The organism is Paenibacillus taichungensis (assembly GCF_047302525.1).
Classification (GTDB): Bacteria; Bacillota; Bacilli; order Paenibacillales; family Paenibacillaceae; genus Paenibacillus; species Paenibacillus taichungensis_B.
Genome location: NZ_CP168020.1, coordinates 1,833,661 through 1,853,345, shown reverse-complemented (window position 1 = coordinate 1,853,345; position 19,685 = coordinate 1,833,661). Strand labels below are relative to the sequence as shown.

Here is a 19,685-nt window from a genome sequence, read left to right as displayed (position 1 = left end):
AGAGTTCACATCTCTCCCCTTTTCGCTTTATGGTGCAAAAAAGGCCGTCTCCCTGTAGAAAAAATCTACGTTCGAGACAGCCAAATACGTTAATTATTTTGCAGCAATCAATTGCGTAGCTTGAACTGACATTTCCTTTGCCTGTTTGATACAGTCAGGCAAGCCTACCCCTTCATAACCAGCGCCGGCAATGTATACCCCCGGCAATTTGCTGCCAAGTTGTTCGCGCAGTGCTGCAATCTGCTGCAGATGACCTACCGGATACTGTGGCATGGATTTGCGGAGCCGAGTAATTTCCGAGAAGATCGGAACGGCCTCAACGCCCATTGTTTCACGCAAGTCCTTGAGTACCAGATCTGTTAGTGCATCATCCGGGAGTTCCACATTCTGCTCGTCTCCGGAACGGCCAACATAACAGCGAAGCAGTACTTTGTCATCTGGGCTGGTGTGCAGCCACTTGGTTGATGTCCAAGTACATGCTGTAATATTGCGACCTTCCTTACGCGGAACGAGGAAACCAGACCCATCAAATACATGTTCGATATCCTTTTTCTCAAAAGCCAGCACCACATTCGCGACAGATACATAGTTAATCGCATCCAGAGCCGCTGTATCCACGTGCGGTTGCAGCAGTTCGGATGCAACATACGTAGGCACGGTAATGACTACATCATCTGCTTCAAGACGCTCTCCGTTATCCAGTTGAATGTTATATCTGGCCGCATCTCCATTCAGAACCTCCAGGGACTGCACGGAAGTGTTCAGCCGTTGATCCACGTCCTGCAATTCATGTACAAGCGCGTGAACCAGACTCTGCAAGCCCTGACGGAAGTTCAGAAAAGCACTTCTCTTCGTTCCCGTATGGGTCTCTGCCGGTTTGCGGCCCGTCATCATTCCTCGGATCAAACTACCATAATCCCGCTCCACTTCACCGAATTGCGGAAAGGTTGCCTGAAGACTCAATCGCCGCATATCACCTGCATAGATACCCGCAAGCAGCGGCTCAGTGAGGTTTTCCAGCACTTCCGTTCCAAGTCGGCGCTCAATCATATAACCGAGCGATTCATCCTCCGTTGTACGACGGGGAGGAATGACAAAATCCATTAATGCCCGCAGCTTGCCTGCCGGAGATACAAGACCACTTCTCAGAAATGGTCTCAACTCCGTCGGAATACCGAGAACGAGTCCTGCCGGCATGGGATGCAACTTGCCACGCTGCATGATGTACGTTTTTTTGGATTCCGGATTTTGACTGACCAGTTCATGGTCTATTTCCAGCTCTTTAGCCAAATCAATCATCGCCGTTTTGCGGGCTAGGAAAGAATCCGGCCCCTTCTCAATAACGAACCCATCCCGGTGCAGCGTTTCAATCATGCCACCCATGGAAGAACTCTTCTCAACCAAGGTAATGACAGGTTCAATTCCTGCTTCCCGGTAATGCTTCCGGATATAAAATGCCGCGCTTAGGCCGGTCAGACCTCCGCCGACAACAACGACACGACGTTTATGGTCTTCCATTACTCATCCGTTCCTTGCTGCCATTGGTTAATAATGATGTCACTTAACGTTTCCATGTAAAGTGAGTCACTATTGAGAGAATCGATACGCATAAGGCGCATGTCGATCTCTTTGGCAATCGCTTTGGCCTCAATATCAAGATCATAGAGCACTTCCAGATGATCCGATACGAATCCAATCGGTGCTACAAGCACATCCTCAACCTGTTCACGAGCAAGACCCTGAAGTGTGTCCAGAATATCAGGGCCCAACCATGGCTCTGCCGTCCGCCCCGCACTTTGCCACGTGAACTGCCAGTTGGTAATTCCTAAACGGGAAGCAATAACTTCCGAAGTCTCCAGCAGTTGCTGCGGATATGGATCACCGATATCTACAATTCGCGCAGGCAGACTGTGTGCACTGAAGAGCACTCGAACATCCCCGCGTTTGGCTCCTGCTTCCTCGAAAGCATCCAATTTGGCGCTAACACGTGTGGAGAGAGCCTGAATCAATTTCGGATGTAGGTGATAACTCTCAATGAAGGACATCTGGATGCCCAGTTCTTCCGCTTTCTCACGAGCACGCTTGATGTAGCTCCCTACACTCATTGTGGAAAAATGTGGTGCCAGTACGATGCCTATTGCAGTCTGAATTCCATCCTTCGCCATCTGTTCCACGCCATCCTCAATGAACGGATACGCATGCTTCAACCCTTGATAACAACGGAATTCAACCTCTTTGGAACGGTCATCCTTATTTAACGTCTCCTGAAGGGCCTTAACCTGATTATCCGTGTTTTCTCGAAGAGGGAATACGCCCCCAACAATCGCTTCATAACGATCGGTCAATTCCTTCAGTTGTTCCGGTTCAGGCGGACGTCCTCTCCGGATATGTGTGTAATACGCTTCAATACTCTCCATATTCTCAGGTGTGCCATACGACATCACCAGTACACCTACCGTATTAGTCATTAGTAACCGTCACCCCAGTCTTCAATGCTTTAGCGGAATATTCATGAATATACGCCGTGAGTTCTCTTAATTTATCCAAAGACGCTTCAGGAAATAGTCCGTGCCCCAGATTGAAAATATACCCTGGCTCCTTGATACCTTCGTCAATAATCAATTTGGCATGCTGTTTGATCAGATCCATCGGTGCAGTCAACACATAAGGGTCCAAGTTACCTTGCACAGCAAATTTTCCGCCCAGTCGTTTACGTCCCTCGGAGATCGATACTCTCCAATCCAGCCCAATCACATCGGCTTGCAGATCATGCAGGGTTGGCAGCAATTCACCAGAAGCCACACCCGGGAAATAAATTTTTGGTACATTCAAATCCGATAATTCGGTAAAGATACGAGTAATCGTCGGCAACACATACGTTCTAAAGTCGTTTGGCGAAAGCGCGCCTACCCAGCTGTCGAACAGTTGGAATGCCTTACCGCCGTTCGCAATGTGTGCACGGACATATGTAATCACCATATCGCCCAGTTTTTGCATCAATTTATGCCACACTTCCGGTTCACTGTACATCATCGTTTTGGTCCGTATGTACCCTTTGGAAGGTCGGCCTTCAATCAAATAGCTGGCGATGGTAAACGGTGCACCGGCAAACGTAATCAGGGGTACATCCAGTTCCTTGTCCAGAATTCGAATCGTCTCCAGAATATGAGACAGATCTCCTTCAACATCAATAGGACGCAAACGATCCACATCTGCCGCCGTGCGGATTGGATTGTCTATAACAGGTCCAATATTTTTAACAATATCGAAATCTATACCGAGGGAAGCAACCGGATTCATAATATCGGAATACAAAATAGCCGCATCCACACCGAGTTTACGTACCGGCATGAGTGTAACTTCAGCTGCTAGCTCAGGTTGACGGCAAATTTCGAGCAAAGAATACTTTTCCTTAATCTTGCGATATTCGGGATCATAACGCCCAGCCTGACGCATGTACCACACGGGAACACGGTCCACCTGCTGTTTGAAGCTGGCCTGAATCAGACGATCATTATAGCTCATGTAAGAAGCCTCCAATAGTTTTTGGACTCATAAATAACATTATGCCCTTTTTAAAGAGCGGTAACAACCACGTGTCGATCTGTTCCGATGACAATACTATGACATTCCTTACATCCCCTCATCCATATGCAAATTATGTTATAATGAAAGAATCGTGTTTTTTTGAAACGTTGCAGAAACGATCGGAAAGGAAGTGAAAGCACTTTGAAAACGTGGAAAGTAAACCTCATTGTGCTTTGGTTTGGACAATTTCTGGTCAACTCGGGAATGACCATGATTACCCCGTTTTTGTCCCTTTATCTCGCCAGGGATCTTGGCGTGGTTGGTGAGCATGAAATTGGCATATGGGCGGGATTTATATTTGCTGCCAACTTCCTCACCTCATTTTTGTTCCAGCCTTTGTGGGGCAAATTGTCTGACAAGTACGGTCGAAAAATTATGTTGCTGCGTTCCGGATTCGGGATGGCGATTGTTATCGCCTTGATGGGTTTTGCACAGAACCCGTGGCAGCTCCTTTTATTACGACTGCTCAACGGTACGATCTCCGGTTTCAACCCGGCAGCAGTTGCGTTGATCTCGGGTACAACGCCGAAGGATCGCATGGGTTTTGCCATGGGCATCAGCCAGTCCGGCCAGGTAGCCGGTACGATTCTGGGTCCGCTGATCGGCGGTTTGCTCGCTGATGCGGTTGGCTTCCGCCCTATCTTCTATATTACAGGCGGACTGATCTTTGCAGCATCCATGCTAGCGATGTTCCTGGTACGGGAGACCTTTGACCGAAAAGAAGCGGCTAAACTGCCGGAACAATCCGTTTTGTCCGGTTTGAAAGAATTGAATAAGTCCCCTCAGCTGCCTGCGCTATTCGCTGTAACGTTTTTGTTGCAATTTGCCATGATTAGCCCGATGTCACTCTTGCCGCTGTATGTACAGAAATTACATGCTTCGGATGTCAATGTGGCCTTCTGGGCAGGGCTTGTCGGCGCTGTCACGGGACTATCCAATATGGCCATGTCCCCGATTCTCGGGAAGCTCAGTGACAAGATAGGTTCACATAAGGTACTTACGTTCTCTCTTATAGGAACAGGGCTCATGCTTATACCTCAAGCTTTCGTGCAGACGGTATGGCAGCTCATCATCGTCCGTTTCATGATGGGTGTGTTTATGGGCGGCCTGCTTCCGAGCGTCAACTCGCTCATTCGCTCCTACACGCCAGATAGCATGATTAGCAGGGCGTTCAGTTTTAATACGAGTACACTCGCGCTCGGTAACATGCTTGGAGCCGTAATCGGCGGCTTTATGGCCGGGTTCATTGGCATCGAAGGACTGTTTATCGTCTCTGGTGGGCTGCTGCTGCTCAATATGGTGTGGGTGAGATTCAAACTGTACAAAAAGCCCCCTCTGATCAGAGAATCCTGACGCTTCGATTCAAAAGATATTAATTCTTATGAAAAAGCCGCTTTCAGCGCCCATTAGGCATGAAAGCGGCTTTTGGCATTCATTTGTTCAAACCTCAACATCGATTCATTGAGTCAGATGGCTAGTGAATTGAACTTCTGAATTGAATCGGGTATTCTTTGACGCCAAATACAAAGGCACTTTGAATCGGCTGCAGAACGGTTTCCGGCACAAGCTGAATATCCTCCATTTGGCGAAGCATCGTCTGAAGTACAACCCTCGCCTCAAGCCGTGCAAGCGGCGCACCCAGACAGAAGTGAATACCAAATCCAAAACCCATATGTCTGTTCGGCTTGCGATCAGGCACGAACTTTTCTGCTTGATCGAATTGAGCACTGTCCCGGTTGGCCGATCCTACCCAGGATATCACCTGTTCCCCTGCCTGAATCGTTTGTCCGTTCAATTCTACGTTTTCTTTGGCAATACGCCCAATAGCCACAATTGGCGGATAATAACGCAACGTTTCCTCAACAGCGGTGGAGATAAGTTCAGGGTGTTCCCGCAACTGCTTCTGAAGCTCAGGTTGCTCTGACAGAATACGAACGGCATTGGTAATCAGATTGGTCGTGGTTTCATTGCCGGCAGCAAGTAATAAGATACAAAACCCGACCACTTCCTCTGCGGTCAGCTTCTCCCCTTCAATCTCTGCAGCAAGCAGCAAAGAGATCAGATCATCCTTTGGCCGTTGACGTCTTTCTTCCATAATGGCCGTGAAGTAGCTCGCCAGTTCCTGCTGGTTCCGTTTCTTTTCTTCCATCAATTCCTGGAAAGCTTCATCACTGTCATCCCGCGCACCCTTCACAAGTGCATCAGACCAATCTTTGAACTTCTGGCGATCTGTGGCAGGAACTCCAATCAATTCGGCGATCACGATAACCGGAAGTGGAGTGGCAAGATCATCGATAAGCCTCATACGACCTTCTGAAAAATGCGGAGTCAACAATTCATCAGCAATTTCCTGAATACGTGGAGCTAACGCTTCGATCGCTTTAGGTGTGAACGCCTGATTAACCAAATCCCGCAGTTGTTTGTGCTTCGGCGGATCTGTAGTAAGCATGCTGGCGTTTGCGCGATCACGTTCAGAAGAGAACAGTTTTGGGTTTTTCAACACATATTGCACATCTTCATAACGGAAAACATCCCAGCATTCTCGATGGTTGTCATAGCGGACTGGAGTGTTGTCACGAAGTTCAGCGTACACCTGGAAGGGAAATAATTGCTGCTCCACCGCCTCCAGCTCCCGGATCGGAATGTAATTGGCATACTTTCTAGGTGCTCGGTTCATCGTTTCTCCTCCAATCATCGATATATATTTATTTACATATTGAAATCACCATTATTATAGACTCAATGCTTTGAGCATACAAATATTTGGCAATAATTGAGCCTCTTTTCCTAGATCGTATTACAAAAGTCGTCAAGACTTGCTAACTTACACCCCGGCTATTCGTTTTGAATAAGATCACTTCTGCTATGGACGATCCTGCAACACTTTCCCCAGAATCTTTTCAATGCCCTATCAGGACAAAAGACTCATATGTCATAAAATATGACGTTAAAATTCATTTAGTATGATTTCATATTCCCCATTCTCTTTTTTCATCTCCTTATATTTATCCATAAAACCTTATAAATACGCTTTATACTCTATATATCTATTAATGTAACCGATTACTCTATATATATCTACAATTGTCATATTATTTAACATGAAATACAATCAATTTGAACTTATATACATATCATCCTCAACAAACATCACACGAAACTAACCTGAAGGAGAGTGCTATTCATGAAAAAAACTTCAAATCTTCGTCCTTGGGCTGTATGGAGCACAGCCGCTTTGACAGCTCTGACCATTTCCTTGTCCCCCATCGGGACCTATGCGGCTCAGGCGGCTACGGTAGAAGTGAGCGGTACAACTAGTGCGGTTCCGGCCGCATCATCCACTCCGGCTCGTAATACGACCATCCCAGCTCTATCAGATTCGTTCAAACAATCCGCACTGCCTAATGTTCTGGTCATTGGAACGGGTGGTACGATTGCTGGTCAATCCGAGGATGCAACCAGCTTCCAGAACTATAAGGCCGGTACACTCCCGATTGGAGAAATGGTCGACGCCTTACCGGACAAACAGAAGATTGCAGATGTTAGCACACTCCAATTCGGAAATTCAGGTTCAGGTTCTTATACCATGGCTGATCTCTATGACTTGTCTCAGACGGTAGATAAGGCTCTGGCTCAGTATGACAGCGTTGTAGTTACCACCGGTACAGATACCATGGAGGAAATCGCCTACTTCCTCGACATGACCGTACAAAGTGATAAACCCGTCGTCATTACAGGGTCCATGCGCCCTTGGACGGTTATCGGCTCAGATGCACAAGCGAATCTGTACAACGCCATAAAGCTCGCAGGTAGCGGGCGCACCACTTCATTTGGGACCGTGCTGATGTTGAACGATACCATTCAATTGGCACGCGGCGTGACCAAAACGAATGATTATCGAACAGACACGTTCGAAACCCCGATGCTTGGTGCAGTAGGTTATATTGATGAAGAAAACATTCGAATTTACCGTGCTCCTGCACGTGCCTTGAAGCCTGAAGGTACATTGAAACCGGCATTCGACCTGAGCAAAATCAAGAAGGCAGATCTCGCCAAAGTGGAAATTGCGATTTCCTATCAGGAAGCTGGCGGCGAGGCTATTGAAGGATTTGTGAAGGGCGGCGCCAAGGGAATCGTAACGTCCGGTACAGGAGCAGGCGGTATTTCCAGAGCGATGGGACAAGCACGTACCAAAGCGGTCGAGGATGGCGTAATCTTCGTAACGACCACTCGGACAGGTTCAGGCAGTGTATATGGCGGAGGGAAAGGCGTTATCGCCGGTGACAACCTCAGTCCTCAGCAAGCACGCATTTTGTTGATGCTCGGGCTGTCCTTCAGCGATGATTTTGACACCATCCAAAAATGGTTCGAGACTTACGGAACGCCGGAAGTTTAATAAGGCTCTCATCACTTTATTTCAATAAGCAGAAAGAGACGATAACATCCTGAGATTCAGGAGTGTTATCGTCTCTTTCTTTTCGAATCGACCGCGCATGTCACTCGTTATAGTGGATCTGCATCTTTTTCTTACTTCACCCAAGCCAAAGCCAGGCCATCATAATCCGGCAACATCGTCGTTACGAGGCGCGGGTCACTGGCCATCTGCTCGTTGAAGCGTCGAACCGCGAGGACAGCCGGGCCCTGCTTGTCCGAATTCAGCGTACGTCCGCGCAGGAAACAGTTATCTCCCACAATGACCGCTCCAGGCCGCGCGAGCTTAATGGCGTAATCGAGATAAACGGGATAATTCTCCTTGTCTGCATCGATGAAGAAGAAATCGAAGGTACGTCCTTCCTGTGCCAGCTGCTCCAGACTGGCGGCTGCGGGGCCAATTCGATATTCGACTTTATCCCCAAAGCCTCCTTCCTCCAGATGACCACGAGCCATCGCTGCGTATTCCTCTTTCAGTTCCAGCGAAGTCAGGGTTCCCCCGTCACTTAAACCGCGAGCAAGACAGATACCGCTGTATCCGCCCAGCACGCCAATTTCGAGTACAGCTTCCGCTTTAGATGTCTTCGCGAGAAAAGTGAGCAAACGGCCATAGGCCGCTGCAACCGAAACTTCCGGCATGCCGTTCGATCGGATGGCTTCTTTTACCTTTAACAAGAGATCATCCTCTTGAAATAATTGATTTACATATTCATCAGGGGTCAGATTCACCGCTAAAATCCTCCTTGGACACTTGGACTGCTTTCCATATGGATGCCAATGTTCTATAATAAATGTTTGTTGTCAAACACAGGCGGTTGACTGCTGCATCGGCTCGAAAGGTGAATGCATAAGCTCTCCGCATTTCTCATTGTAAGTTTTTTCACGGAAAGCGGCAAGGCCGCACCGTCACTATACAGCTGAGAGAAGGACATTCCTTCTTCGGCTTGAAATGGAGTTGAAATGAATCACATGGCTCAATTGCAATTGATTGCGACCTCGGCGATGGGACTCGAGGCTGTTGTCGCCCGGGAACTGAAGCAACTGGGGTATGAGGATGTTACGATCGACAATGGCCGGGTTTTCTTCACTGGAGATTATATTGATATTTGCCGGTGTAATCTGTGGCTGAGAAGTTCCGATCGGGTGTTGGTCAAAATGGGTGAATTCCCGGCGACAACTTTCGATGAATTATTTGAAGGTACCAAAGCATTACCTTGGGAGGAATGGATTCCAGCCGATGGCGAATTTCCGGTTGAAGGTCGCTCCCAGAAATCTCAGTTGAGCAGCGTGCCTGCATCACAAGGGATCGTGAAGAAAGCAATCGTAGAGAAACTGAAGCTGACTTATGACACGGAGTGGTTCCCAGAGGATGGGTCTCGTTATGTGATTGAGGTCATTCTGCTGAACGATCGCGCCCTGCTTACATTAGATACGACGGGACCAGGTCTGCATAAACGGGGTTATCGTAAACTCGTAACCGAAGCACCACTCAAAGAAACGCTTGCTGCGGCACTTATTCAGCTCAGCCGCTGGAATGTATCACGTCCATTCTATGATCCATGTTGCGGTTCAGGCACAATGCTGATTGAAGCCGCCATGATCGGCTGGAACATTGCACCAGGACTTCGTCGGACCTTCAACTCCGAGAACTGGGCTGTCATTCCTGAAGAATTGTGGGAACAGGCGCGCGAAGAAGCATTTGACGCGGTTCGCGACGATATTCCATTGCAAATTTCGGGCAGCGACATCGATCCGGAAGCCATTGAAGTTGCACAGGCAGCAATCAAGAGTGCCGGCTTAGCCAAAGATATTGAAGTCAGCGTCCTGCCCGCTCATCGTGCAAGACCACAGGGCGAATATGGTGTCATTATTACCAACCCTCCATATGGTGAACGTTTGAGTGAAGAGAAAGAAGTGCAGAAGTTGCTGCGTTCTTTAGGGCGCAGTTACCTCGATTTACCGACATGGTCCTTTTTTGCCATCACGTCGACCAAATCTTTCGAGGAAAACTTCGGCCACAAGGCAGACAAGCGTCGTAAATTGTTCAATGGACGCATTGAAACCCAATATTATCAGTATTTGGGCCCACTGCCTCCACGCAATAAAACACCACAACAATAATAATATTGGAATGATCAAGCGCTCCTGCCTTCAACGGCTGGGGCGTTTTTTTGTATTTATTCCGGGAGACTTATGGATGATCTTGATAACATTGCTTCCGCATGAAGTTTTTCTCCCTTGGGCATAGTTGAAAAGCCATGACACCACGCTATAATGGATAAAGTCCTATTTTACATTCCGTTAACAAAACCATTCATCAGGGGGGAGACATATATGTTTGTCACTAAGCCAACACGCAGCCTTACGCCGCGCGGGCTTCTGAATCATCCACTTACGTTATATCTTATTTTTCTTGTACTCATGCTACTCAAATTAATGTGGCTCCACCACAATCTGCACGCTTACAATATTACGATGGGGCTTCTGGACAAAGTGATTGCCATCGGTTCGCTACTGATTCTGTCCTTCTGGACCTGGTGGCTGCCTCGCCGGGGTATGATCATATCACTCGTTATTCTCAATCTGCTGCTCACTGCACTGATCTATGCGGATATGGTTTATTATCGCTACTTTCAGGATTTTCTAACGATTCCTGTGTTGATGCAAGCCAGACAGGTCGACGCTTTGGGAGACAGCATTGCTACGCTTATCTACGCCAGTGATCTGTGGTTCTTCGTCGATTGGCTTGTAATTATCCCATATGCAGCAATCCTGCTGTTCAGCAAACGTAACCGCCGTCGAGATTACAGCGCATATTCGAACGGGTTAAACTCTTACTCGTCAAATTCAGGCAAATCAAGCGTGCGTCGTCGACTCACCGCAGGCAGCATTGCCCTGGTGTTGGGTCTGGGGCTCGCGGTTGGTCCGATTTATTTTTATAGTAAAACCTGGGCAAAAGGGTTGTTTGATAACAACTGGTGGAACGTATCCATGTACAACGTTACCGGACTTCTTGCTTTTCATGGTTATGATCTGTACAACTATGCCAAAGACCAGCTCGGCTCTGGACCAGAGGTCGATCCTGCCGATCTCGAACAGGCGGAAGCTTATTTCGCCAGCAAACAACAGGCTGACCCACTGAAGGATGCGATGTTTGGCAAGTATAAAGACAGCAATGTGATCATTGTCCAAGGTGAAGCCTTCATGAATTTCATGATTGGTCAGAGCATTGGCGGACAGGAAATTACGCCTCATTTTAACGAGCTGATGAAGGAAAGCCAGTACTACAGTCACTTTTATCACCAGACAGGTCAGGGGCGAACATCGGATGCTGACTTTGGGGCCAATATTTCATTGCATCCACTGTCGGTTGGATCCGCGTTTGTCCGTTACGCAGACCACAGTTACGATTCCCTACCTTCTATCTTGAAGGATCATGGTTATAGTACGAATGTATTTCATGCCTATGAGAGCGGATTTTGGAATCGCTATACCATGTATCAGAATATGAAGTATGACAAGTTTTACAGTAAAAATGATTTTGAACAGGATGACCCGCTTGGCTGGTCGCTATCCGATGAGTCCTTTTTCCGCCAATCGGTTGAGAAAATGAGCAGTGAGGTTACAGAGCCATTCTATTCATTCCTGATTACACTCAGTAGTCATCATCCATACGCGTTGCCCCAAGATAAACAGCAGCTGGATGTCGGGGAATTCAAAGGAACGATGTTTGGCAACTATCTGCAATCTGTTCATTACGTGGATTCTGCGCTCGGCAACATGGTGGAAGACCTGAAAAATCGGGGATTATGGGACAAAACGATCTTCATGTTCTATGGGGATCACGATAATTCCATTAAAGAACAGCCACAATATGAGAAATTTCTCGGACGTTCGCTGAATGATCTGGATATGGAGCAGATTATGAACGAAGTGCCTTTGCTGGTGCATCTGCCTGACGGAGCCGCCGCGGGAACGATTGACGAGCCTGCGGGACAACTGGATATTACACCTTCAGTACTGCATCTGCTGGGTATTTCAGATCAATCCTACTACCACATGGGCAACGATGTGTACGACAGTTCCTCCCGCATGGTGATATTGCGCAGTGGTGCATTTACAGATGGCTCCCTGTTCTATATCCCTTCGGATGATTACCTGTATGACAGCGGCTCCTGTTACGATCTGTCTACAGGCACCAAAACGGATATTAATGCTTGCCGATCTGGTCATGATGAAGCAACGAAACGACTGCATGTGTCAGATACGGTCAATACGTTTGACCTGATCTCGCGTTTTCGCGAGGAGCAAGCGTCTGAGTCCTCATCCTAACAGACACTGAGCGGAACGATGCGCCGACGGAACACTGTATACTTCATGTTTCAAAGTTAACCCGACACTACAATGAAATGGAGCTAGTGCACTACCATGACGTCACATACAGATCAATTCAATATCGAACAAAAGCTGTTCGAGGAAGCTGCAAACTTTGTCAAACATCGTTACCCTCAAGGGTGGGGCGGCGCAGCTGCCGTTTATACTGAAGCTGGCTCGCTATTAATCAGCGTAGCTCCAGAAGTGATTAATGACGCCACGCATCTGTGTATGGAAACAGGCGCCTATCTGGAAGCTCACAAATTAAACGAGCGGGTTACTCACTCGATCTGTGTGGCACGCGACGATGAGCACTCGGAATTCAAGGTCCTCACCCCTTGTGGTGTGTGCCAGGAACGACTGTTTTTCTGGGGAGAAGACGTGAAGGCTGCCGTGTACGATCCGGATGGAGCTTTAATTTACAAGAGATTGGACGAAATTCAGCCTTACCATTGGACCAAGGCATACCGGGATAAGTAAGAAGTTAAACTACAAGTGTTGAGGCTGCAATCCGTTGCATGCTTCAGCACTTCTTTTTTCGAGGCTTGCAATAACCGCAACCTTGCGAATGATAGAAAGTCGCTATATAATTGTAACTGTATTGGTTTCATTTATAAATGATGGAGGTATTAATTGATGAATATTGAAATATGGTCCGACTTTATGTGTCCTTTCTGTTATATTGGCAAACGTCGTCTGGAGAATGTACTGGCACAATTCCCACACCGCGATGAAGTTAAATTACAGTTCAAAAGTTTTGAGCTCGATCCAAATGCTGAATTGAACAGTGGCAAAACCAACGCGGAATATCTGGCTGCCAAATACAATATGAGTGTCGAGCAGGCACGCGGTATGAATGCCCAGATGAATGCCAATGCTCGCACGGCTGGACTGGAATACAACATTGATGAGATGATCCCTACCAACTCCTTCTCTGCTCACCGCCTGACCCATTGGGCAGAAACACAAGGGAAAATGCTTGAGCTGAGCGAACGACTATTTCAAGCGATCTTCATTGAAGGCAAACATGTCGGCAATACCGATGCACTGATCGAGTTGGCTGAAGAAGTGGGTCTGGATCGCAATGCCGCAGCAGAAGTGTTGTCAAGCAATCAATTCGCAGACCAAGTGCGTGCCGACCAGGCCGAAGGCGAACAGTTAGGCATCCGGGGTGTACCGTTCTTCGTCTTTGATCGCAAGTTCGCTATATCTGGCGCTCAACCGGATGAGGTGTTCCTTGATGCTATCCAGAAAGCATGGGACAAGCGTTCCCCTTTCACCATGGTAGAGTCCAACACCACTGACGCAGATGGCAGTGGAGTATGCACCGAAGACGGCTGCGAGGTTCCGCAACCGGATCAATCCAAATAACACAAAAGCAGCAGGATCAAGGGGCTTCCCCTGAACCTGCTGCTTTTTTTACTTTCCCCTTTTAAATCCATCCACATAAGATGAACTCATAATTTACACTATAACGGAGAGGGCAGAACAAATCTGGAGAAGCGGAGCGCTCGCATTTATCACTGGATTTTACCCTTTGAAGAAAGGGAATTCCAAAAATCCGGGGATAACGGCGATCGAAAGATTGTTCTGCACACGTAGTGGCCTAGTGTAAAGGATTATGCTTTCATTTTATATCACGAAGAACGATCCGTAACCGGAACAACTACACGCAGATCATTAAACACTTGTTTCGGAATTGAGCCACTCGCTCAATCCCAAAACAGCTGATCCGGATGTGGTCCCGTCCGTTTATCCGAATCCAGCGTATCAATCAATTTCAGCTCATCCGGGGTCAATTCAAAATCAAAAATGTCTGCATTCTCCCGAATTCGCCCTGGTGTAACCGACTTCGGAATCGTCACAATCTGGTTCTGGATATCCCAGCGCAGAATAACCTGTGCCGGCGTTTTTCCGTATTTCTGGGCCAGACTTTTCAAAGCCGATTCCTTGTTCAGCTTACCTCTCATAATGGGGCTCCATGCCTCCAGTTGAATGCCCTGCTCCCCACAGAAATCCTGCAGCTCCTGCTGAATCAGACCCGGATGCAGTTCCACCTGATTCACCGCAGGTACCGTTCCACCTTCATCTATGATATCGCGCAGATGGTGTACTTCGAAATTACTTACACCAATGGCACGTACGCTTCCTTCGCTATATAGACGTTCGAATGCTCTCCACGTCTCCTTATACTGGTCTCTGCCAGGCCAGTGAATTAAGTATAGATCAATGACATTCAATCCAAGTGCCTTCTGACTGGCCTCAAATGCTCTCAAGGTCGAATCGAACCCTTGATCCTCGTTCCACAGCTTGGTTGTCACAAACAGCTCATTACGGGCAATACCGCTGCTCGCAATAGCTTGTCCAACTTCCTCTTCATTTCCATAAACGGACGCCGTATCAATGCTCCGATATCCAACTTCCAATGCAGTCTCCACCGCTTGCTGTACTTCCTTGCCCTTTGCTCGATAGGTCCCAAATCCCAGCCATGGCATCGTCACGCCGTTGTTCAGAATCGTACAATCTGTAATATGTTTTGTCATTCTGTACCTCCTGTGTGAAATTTGCCTGCTCTTGGTCTATTAACCTTCTCACAATATTTTAAGCGGCACGTTACATACCGTTTGGCTGAGATCATTTCTCGGGGCCATTCAAAAATAGACATGAATAACCCGCAAAGCACTGCTGCTCTGCGGGTCTCTTGTGTGACAGGAACGCCTATAGATCCCCTTGCCCATTCTGACTCTGGATCGAGTTCAATCTTCTCTTCTCCTCAATGAACATCTCTTCTGCCAGCTCAACGCCCTGACCTCCAAGCGAACGTTCAGCTTGAAGCATAGCCTGCTCGGTATGCGCCAAACGGCGTTCTGCCTGTTCAATGGTCTGTTCTGTTGGATGTGACATTGCCTGTGAAACGGCAAAATGAAGTTTGTTCACTGCATTCTGCGCCTGGGATACGGTCGTATCGGCTTGCAAACTGGAATCATAACGCTTCGGCATGAGTATTCCTCCTTGGGATCATGTTCCTGTTACCCCTTTAGGATGGTTGACATCGGCCTTCCTTATTCTTGTTTTGTTGAAACAATAAAGGATTACTTTATGTTCCCCATGTGAGATTAAAGATGAATATTAATGATGTGTATAACCTTTTCCGGTCTGACTGCGTTTATTTGATAAGTATCTTTTCACAAGGAGGTTTGTATTTGAAGAACTTTTGGATTCTATTCATTCTGGTACCTTTATTGCTACTTACCAGTGGCTGTACACCTTCCACGTATGAAATAACGGGATATACAGGTTCCTCTATTAATGACGAGATTCCGGTTCCCGAGAATGCAAAGCAGCTGAGCGTATCGACATATTCAGACAACCCAAACATTAAAACAGGCATTAAATATGAATTGAAACATATTGGAGGAGAACAGGGATTATATGTACCATCCGATTATTTTGAGAAGTTATCCGAAGCCGGATGGGTTGAGGTGAAAGAAGAGCGTATGGGGAATGTTCATTATTTTAAAAAAAGCGATACTGTCATCGCTATTGAGATTCAAGAGGATACCTTTAAGATTTTTGAAATGAGGCAGGACTTCACCTTTTAATCTTTTATCATTCCCGATCACAAACTAAAAAAAGAGAGGCCACGGCCTCTCCTTTCCCTTCGTGGACAAGTTTGCCCACTGCAAATTCATACCATTACTTCACGAATTTCGCTACTTTTGCAAGCACTTCTTCTTCTGACGGTGCACTGATGTACCGACCGTTGATGAAGACAAAAGCACGCTTCGCGCAAGGACCGCAATACGATTTGCAACCAATTTTGATCTCCGTATCCGGAGCCATTTTCTCCAACTTGGCTACAATCGATTTTAGTCTAATATGATTACATTTTTCGCATACGCGGATATCGTTAGCCATGAGTTCCCCTTCTTCGCTCCCTTAGTGGTCGCCGTGGTTGCCTTTGGATGGGTTCGTAATAACGAATCCTTCTTCAGGGAAGTAAAGGTAATCAATTTTAACGCCATCCAGCAAAGGTTGATCATTTTCAAGAATAACGTCGATCTCTTTATCCGTAGATACGACCGTATCATTTTCTTTTGGCGTATCGATATCGAGTCCATAGTGGGCATGGTCTCCATGTGCATGCGTGATCACAACGCGCAGCAATTTACCTTCGTTCTCAGGCTTGTCCAATTCAAGTTTTAATACTTTCGCGGCATTACGTGTAATTTTGCAGTTCATTCCATTCATCTCCTATATCGTAATTGCTGGTTCCAACAATTTTTCAGTATTTCTAAACTCCAGCATCTATTGTAAAGAAAATTACTGCGCTTCGCAATAACATTGATGCAAAATCGATGTTAAAACCACCCATTTTGTGTCGGATTAAGACGATGCGCCCGCTGTAAGTACCGGATATTTGCGCTCCGCACGACTTACAAACCAGTTCATCAGCAACAACGTAACCCCGATATCATCTATAGGCATAAACGGCATCACGTCGGGAAGTACCCAGTAGAGCAGCGCCGGGATGATGAACAGCAGCTTTTCGCCCAATGGAATCTGCGGAGCCCGCAACAGACGCGGCAGCCGTTTGAATACTTGTGTCCATCGTTTGAATGACAGCAGTCTTCTCCACTTCATATGAACCCCTCCGTATAAGTATTGCACTGAAATAAAACAGACACGTTATAGTCACACCCATCATTACCCGTTCCAGAGCGATCCGGAACGAATGATGCAACATGCAGATTAAAAAACGAACGCCGGTAACAGCGCCCGTTCCTGTTATACGAGTGGACAACCAGTAAGTTTCATGTCTTCCCATCCAGATTATGTTAAGTCAGGTTTCATGGATTCTCAGTGTTTCCTGTTAGTGCTCTCGATCTGATAATAATTCAGCCAACAGCATGCCAACCTCTACGCAGATGTCATCGAACTGATCCATAGGGAGTGGGTTTACCCCGAGTCCCACCTCTACCGTGAAGCCAGGCTTCCGAAACTTCTGGATGAACCAGTCTTTGTACCCTGCATCGCTTCCACCCAGCTTGACTGCCTTGTACCCTGAAGCTCTTGCCAGTCTGCGTGACAGCGGAGCACTCTCCTTTGGCTCCAAATCGCGGTAGTTCCAATAAATTTCCTGCCCCTGGCTGTGCAGCGAGACAACAGCATCGAAATGATGTTGCTCTGTCCACTGTGCAAGCGCCCACGCCTCCGGTTCAGATAAGGGAGCGGTTCCTGCATAATCTCTGGGCCCTGGGGACGTTATCCCTCTTCTAGCTGCCTCTTCATCCCAATAAGCCGGAAATTGATCGTTAAGGTCTACCCCCCTGATATTGGACTTCCAATGCGTAAAATGGGAGCGTCCGGCATTCCATTCCAGCAATTCTTCTGCATGGGGATGATCATTAACCACGCCCTCTTGCACCAATTCAACTCCATCCGGATTGACCATGGGTACAGCCCACAGCGTGGTTTCCTGCATCCAGCGTTCCGTCTGGAATTGATGCCATGGCGTATGTGTACTGTAGGCCTTCGCATATTCTTCAATGAACCGCATCAGAACCGCTGTTGTCAGCCACTCATTCGCATGAACAGATGCGTTGACATGAATATGTCTGGGTCCTTGACCCAAACGCAGATAAGGCAAATCCTTGCCCATAACACTGCTGCCAATCGAGCCAATCTCGATAAATGGATACTTCTTTGCCAGCAAATCGATATCACGGTTCATTTCACGGTAACCATACTCTCCCTGCAACTTGACGATAGTTTTTCCATTTGAATCCGGAATATGAATACATCGCCCGCACCAGTCCGGAATGTTCGCTATTTCTGGATTGGCCTCGCGCAATTCTTCTTCATTCAGTCCAAAACGTAATGCAATCACGGCCACTTTCTCCCCAGGTTCTACTGCATACCTGCGTCCCGTCCCCGGCGTAATGCGCAGCATCTGTCCTGTCAGTAAATAGGGCTGGGACGCTGCTTCCGGGTTGAGAGCGGCCAGTAACTCCTTCGTCATATGGTTCGCTGCCGCAATACGCGACAAGGTATCTCCCTGATGAACAATAATCCATTGCAGCTCCATGTTGATCTCCTTTCCCTTAGGAAACTGTTAATCTCCTGTCCTTCTCTCGCCTGTGTCCTTACTGTATGTAATATGTATGCAAGTCTGGTTGTCCGTCATGTGACATGAATCGCGTAAATACCTCTATCATAAGAAAACGTGATGATCTTCCGAAGCTCTTTTACTTTCTGATATGAACAAAAAAATCCCGGAACACTAAGGGTTCCGGGATTCTTATCAGCATAGAAATCAAAAAAACGCTATGATAATTGCGTAACCTGCCACACAACTGGCGTTTTGGAGATCTGTTCTCCGAGCCATTGGCGGGTAATATTCTGGAACATGCGGGGGTCCCCTGTGCAAAAAAACTGATGGACCGGCGTCTCATCCCCACTGGCCAGCTTTCGTTTATCATACAAAATCGTACTGATTTCCCTCGCCGTTTCATCTGCCGAACTGATCAGCTTCACTTCCTGCCCCATAACCTCCTGAATGGTGTCCATGAGAAAAGGATAGTGTGTACAACCCAGAATAAGACAATCAATCGGCTGTTGTTTAATCTGGCCTAAAGATTGCTCCACCGTACTTGTCGTTTGCTCGGAACGGAATTCGCCTTGCTCTACCAGTGGCACAAGTGCCGGACAAGCCTGACTGACCACATCAATATAGGGGGACAACTGTTTGAGTGCAGACGTATACGCACCACTTCCAATGGTTCCCACGGTGCCAATGACACCGATGCGTCCTGTGCGTGTGGCTGTGATGGCCGCTCGTGCTCCCGGATGAATGACACCAATGACAGGCACATTCACCTTGGCTCGAATATAGTCGAGCGCTGCTGCCGTAGCCGTATTACAGGCGATAACGATAACCTTCGGATCGAACTGGATCAAGAAATCAACGATTTGTTCCGTGAATTGTTTAACTTGTTCGGACGAACGGGGTCCGTACGGTGTCCGGGCAGTATCTCCAAAATATATGATCTTTTCCCGTGGGAGCTGACGCATCACTTCCTTGGCGACCGTCAATCCCCCTACACCGGAGTCTAATATAGCGATTGCTTGCTGCACGAACACACCGCTTCCTTCTTCATTGAATTGGTTCTGTAACACATTGGTTCCCAGAGCTTTCTCCCTACCGTATGAATTTTCAGGCAAAAAGGTACCTACATCTTACCCGATTTCATCGCAGGGTTCAAACAAAATGCTGTATCGCGCAACAAAGC

19 protein-coding genes are annotated in these 19,685 nt (G+C 47.4%); 7 read left to right on the top strand and 12 right to left on the bottom strand.

Annotation, left to right across the window (positions count from 1 at the left end):
* Positions 1–93: 93 nt before the first annotated feature.
* The 3 genes from hemY to hemE are packed head-to-tail and all read right to left on the bottom strand — an operon-like array spanning position 94 to position 3,525.
* A complete protein-coding gene (gene hemY, locus ACDJ58_RS08660; RefSeq protein ID WP_413377121.1) occupies positions 94–1,518 on the bottom strand; it encodes a protoporphyrinogen oxidase in 1,425 nt (474 codons plus the stop codon).
* Positions 1,518–2,468, bottom strand: coding sequence for a ferrochelatase (hemH, locus tag ACDJ58_RS08655; protein ID WP_413377120.1), 951 nt, complete (start codon positions 2,466–2,468; stop codon positions 1,518–1,520). Before hemH ends, hemY begins: the two co-directional genes overlap by 1 nt.
* On the bottom strand, positions 2,461–3,525 hold the full coding sequence (gene hemE, locus ACDJ58_RS08650) for a uroporphyrinogen decarboxylase (RefSeq protein ID WP_413377118.1): 1,065 nt from the start codon (positions 3,523–3,525) through the stop codon (positions 2,461–2,463). Before hemE ends, hemH begins: the two co-directional genes overlap by 8 nt.
* 204 nt (positions 3,526–3,729) lie before the next feature.
* On the opposite strand from hemE, the gene ACDJ58_RS08645 reads away from it, so the two are divergent.
* Positions 3,730–4,941: an MFS transporter gene (locus ACDJ58_RS08645; protein ID WP_413377116.1), complete on the top strand. Its 1,212-nt coding sequence runs from the start codon at positions 3,730–3,732 to the stop codon at positions 4,939–4,941.
* A 121-nt stretch (positions 4,942–5,062) separates the two neighbouring features.
* On the opposite strand, the gene ACDJ58_RS08640 is transcribed toward ACDJ58_RS08645, so the two are convergent.
* Complete coding sequence (locus ACDJ58_RS08640) at positions 5,063–6,265, bottom strand: cytochrome P450 (RefSeq protein WP_413377114.1); 1,203 nt, start codon at positions 6,263–6,265, stop codon at positions 5,063–5,065.
* 507 nt (positions 6,266–6,772) lie between these two features.
* Between ACDJ58_RS08640 and ACDJ58_RS08635 the strand changes: the two genes are divergently transcribed.
* Positions 6,773–7,984, top strand: a complete 1,212-nt coding sequence (locus ACDJ58_RS08635) for an asparaginase (RefSeq protein ID WP_413377112.1) — start codon at positions 6,773–6,775, stop codon at positions 7,982–7,984.
* Positions 7,985–8,115: 131 nt separating this feature from the next.
* Here the strand turns inward: ACDJ58_RS08635 and ACDJ58_RS08630 are convergent, their stop codons facing one another.
* Entirely contained in the window at positions 8,116–8,748 is a 633-nt protein-coding gene (locus ACDJ58_RS08630) for an O-methyltransferase (protein WP_413377110.1), read from the bottom strand.
* 240 nt (positions 8,749–8,988) lie between these two features.
* Here ACDJ58_RS08630 and ACDJ58_RS08625 point away from each other — a divergent pair, with 240 nt between their 5' ends.
* From ACDJ58_RS08625 to ACDJ58_RS08610, 4 genes are all read left to right on the top strand, one after another.
* On the top strand, positions 8,989–10,140 hold the full coding sequence (locus ACDJ58_RS08625; RefSeq protein WP_413377108.1) for a THUMP domain-containing class I SAM-dependent RNA methyltransferase: 1,152 nt from the start codon (positions 8,989–8,991) through the stop codon (positions 10,138–10,140).
* 213 nt (positions 10,141–10,353) lie between these two features.
* Entirely contained in the window at positions 10,354–12,351 is a 1,998-nt protein-coding gene (locus ACDJ58_RS08620) for an LTA synthase family protein (protein ID WP_413377106.1), read from the top strand.
* A gap of 96 nt (positions 12,352–12,447) precedes the next feature.
* Positions 12,448–12,873, top strand: coding sequence for a cytidine deaminase (locus ACDJ58_RS08615; RefSeq protein WP_413377104.1), 426 nt, complete (start codon positions 12,448–12,450; stop codon positions 12,871–12,873).
* A gap of 156 nt (positions 12,874–13,029) precedes the next feature.
* Positions 13,030–13,764, top strand: coding sequence for a DsbA family oxidoreductase (locus ACDJ58_RS08610; RefSeq protein WP_413377102.1), 735 nt, complete (start codon positions 13,030–13,032; stop codon positions 13,762–13,764).
* Between the two features lie 341 nt (positions 13,765–14,105).
* Here the strand turns inward: ACDJ58_RS08610 and ACDJ58_RS08605 are convergent, their stop codons facing one another.
* On the bottom strand, positions 14,106–14,936 hold the full coding sequence (locus ACDJ58_RS08605) for an aldo/keto reductase (RefSeq protein ID WP_413377100.1): 831 nt from the start codon (positions 14,934–14,936) through the stop codon (positions 14,106–14,108).
* A gap of 175 nt (positions 14,937–15,111) precedes the next feature.
* Positions 15,112–15,393, bottom strand: coding sequence for a hypothetical protein (locus tag ACDJ58_RS08600; protein WP_076292069.1), 282 nt, complete (start codon positions 15,391–15,393; stop codon positions 15,112–15,114).
* Positions 15,394–15,596: 203 nt separating this feature from the next.
* Here ACDJ58_RS08600 and ACDJ58_RS08595 point away from each other — a divergent pair, with 203 nt between their 5' ends.
* Positions 15,597–15,995 carry a hypothetical protein gene (locus tag ACDJ58_RS08595; protein WP_413377098.1) on the top strand — a complete coding sequence of 133 codons (399 nt, stop codon included), beginning with the start codon at positions 15,597–15,599 and terminating at the stop codon, positions 15,993–15,995.
* A 94-nt stretch (positions 15,996–16,089) separates the two neighbouring features.
* On the opposite strand, the gene ACDJ58_RS08590 is transcribed toward ACDJ58_RS08595, so the two are convergent.
* The 5 genes from ACDJ58_RS08590 to racE form a co-directional block, all read right to left on the bottom strand.
* Positions 16,090–16,311 (bottom strand): DUF1450 domain-containing protein, encoded by a 222-nt coding sequence (locus tag ACDJ58_RS08590; protein WP_024629198.1) that lies wholly within the window; start codon positions 16,309–16,311, stop codon positions 16,090–16,092.
* Positions 16,312–16,332: 21 nt separating this feature from the next.
* The gene (locus tag ACDJ58_RS08585; RefSeq protein ID WP_053783595.1) at positions 16,333–16,635 is read right to left on the bottom strand and encodes a heme biosynthesis protein HemY; all 303 of its coding nucleotides are present in this window, start codon (positions 16,633–16,635) and stop codon (positions 16,333–16,335) included.
* A 144-nt stretch (positions 16,636–16,779) separates the two neighbouring features.
* Positions 16,780–17,037 (bottom strand): hypothetical protein, encoded by a 258-nt coding sequence (locus ACDJ58_RS08580; protein ID WP_062322197.1) that lies wholly within the window; start codon positions 17,035–17,037, stop codon positions 16,780–16,782.
* A 229-nt stretch (positions 17,038–17,266) separates the two neighbouring features.
* The gene (locus ACDJ58_RS08575) at positions 17,267–18,481 is read right to left on the bottom strand and encodes a M14 family metallopeptidase (RefSeq protein ID WP_413377095.1); all 1,215 of its coding nucleotides are present in this window, start codon (positions 18,479–18,481) and stop codon (positions 17,267–17,269) included.
* Between the two features lie 239 nt (positions 18,482–18,720).
* Positions 18,721–19,530: a glutamate racemase gene (gene racE / locus ACDJ58_RS08570; RefSeq protein WP_413379552.1), complete on the bottom strand. Its 810-nt coding sequence runs from the start codon at positions 19,528–19,530 to the stop codon at positions 18,721–18,723.
* Positions 19,531–19,685 lie beyond the last annotated feature (155 nt).

Coding starts and splice junctions, on each gene's coding strand:
- ACDJ58_RS08580 (WP_062322197.1), bottom strand. CDS start 17,037: ATGAAGTGGAGAAGACTGCTGTCATTCAAACGATGGACACAAGTATTC.
- hemE (WP_413377118.1), bottom strand. CDS start 3,525: ATGAGCTATAATGATCGTCTGATTCAGGCCAGCTTCAAACAGCAGGTG.
- hemY (WP_413377121.1), bottom strand. CDS start 1,518: ATGGAAGACCATAAACGTCGTGTCGTTGTTGTCGGCGGAGGTCTGACC.
- ACDJ58_RS08620 (WP_413377106.1), top strand. CDS start 10,354: ATGTTTGTCACTAAGCCAACACGCAGCCTTACGCCGCGCGGGCTTCTG.
- ACDJ58_RS08590 (WP_024629198.1), bottom strand. CDS start 16,311: ATGGCTAACGATATCCGCGTATGCGAAAAATGTAATCATATTAGACTA.
- ACDJ58_RS08625 (WP_413377108.1), top strand. CDS start 8,989: ATGGCTCAATTGCAATTGATTGCGACCTCGGCGATGGGACTCGAGGCT.
- ACDJ58_RS08575 (WP_413377095.1), bottom strand. CDS start 18,481: ATGGAGCTGCAATGGATTATTGTTCATCAGGGAGATACCTTGTCGCGT.
- ACDJ58_RS08635 (WP_413377112.1), top strand. CDS start 6,773: ATGAAAAAAACTTCAAATCTTCGTCCTTGGGCTGTATGGAGCACAGCC.
- ACDJ58_RS08610 (WP_413377102.1), top strand. CDS start 13,030: ATGAATATTGAAATATGGTCCGACTTTATGTGTCCTTTCTGTTATATT.
- ACDJ58_RS08640 (WP_413377114.1), bottom strand. CDS start 6,265: ATGAACCGAGCACCTAGAAAGTATGCCAATTACATTCCGATCCGGGAG.
- ACDJ58_RS08585 (WP_053783595.1), bottom strand. CDS start 16,635: ATGAACTGCAAAATTACACGTAATGCCGCGAAAGTATTAAAACTTGAA.
- ACDJ58_RS08600 (WP_076292069.1), bottom strand. CDS start 15,393: ATGCCGAAGCGTTATGATTCCAGTTTGCAAGCCGATACGACCGTATCC.
- hemH (WP_413377120.1), bottom strand. CDS start 2,468: ATGACTAATACGGTAGGTGTACTGGTGATGTCGTATGGCACACCTGAG.
- ACDJ58_RS08605 (WP_413377100.1), bottom strand. CDS start 14,936: ATGACAAAACATATTACAGATTGTACGATTCTGAACAACGGCGTGACG.
- ACDJ58_RS08615 (WP_413377104.1), top strand. CDS start 12,448: ATGACGTCACATACAGATCAATTCAATATCGAACAAAAGCTGTTCGAG.